Source organism: Mycobacterium sp. E3247 (genome assembly GCF_001667785.1).
Classification (GTDB): Bacteria; Actinomycetota; Actinomycetes; order Mycobacteriales; family Mycobacteriaceae; genus Mycobacterium.
This window is the reverse complement of record NZ_LZJG01000511.1, coordinates 1-719: the sequence shown is the minus strand read 5'-3', so window position 1 is coordinate 719 and position 719 is coordinate 1. Positions and strand designations below refer to the sequence as shown.

1 protein-coding gene is annotated in these 719 nt (G+C 62.0%); it reads right to left on the bottom strand.

The window, feature by feature from the left end:
- On the bottom strand, positions 1-719 hold a 719-nt coding region (locus A9X04_RS25815; protein WP_197509402.1), incomplete at both ends, for an acyl-CoA dehydrogenase family protein.

Here is a 719-nt window from a genome sequence, read left to right as displayed (position 1 = left end):
TCCTTGACGACGTTGCGCCCCACCGTCCAGCGGTGCACCTCATCGGGGCCGTCGACGATGCGGCTCATTCTCGCCTCTGAGAGCCAGGCCGCCAACGGCAGGTCGTGGGTGTAGCCCAAGGACCCGTGTATCTGCAACGCCGTGTCGATCACCTCGATCAGCATGTTGGCGATATAGGTTTTGGCCATCGAGTTCTCGATGCGCAGGTCGTGCCCGTGCTCCATTTTGTAGGCCAGGTGCAGGATCATCAGTCGCGTGATGTAGAGCTTCTCGGCGCAATCGGCGAGCATCCACTGGATGCCTTGCCGATCGGCGACGCGCTTGCCGAAGGTGACACGCTCGCACGCACGTGCGGTGGCCATATCCAAGGCTGCCTGAGCTTTGGCCACGCTCCACATCCCGTGCCGGAGCCGGCCGTATCCGAGCCGATGCTGCCCCATCGCAAAGCCCTCGCCACGGCCGCCGAGAATGTTCTCGTCGGGGACAACGAGGTCGTTGATGCGCACTTCGGCGTGGCCCATCTGGATTTCGCCCTGGTAGGTGGGGATATCGGATTCGCCCATGATAGGGATATTGCGGACGATATCGAAACCCGCGTTGGGCAGCTCCACCAAGAAGGTGGTGTATTGCCGATGACGAGGGGCGTCGGGATCGGTCTTGGCCATCACCAGTGCCAGCTGAGAAATGGACGCCCCTGAGGTGTACCACTTCTCGCCGTT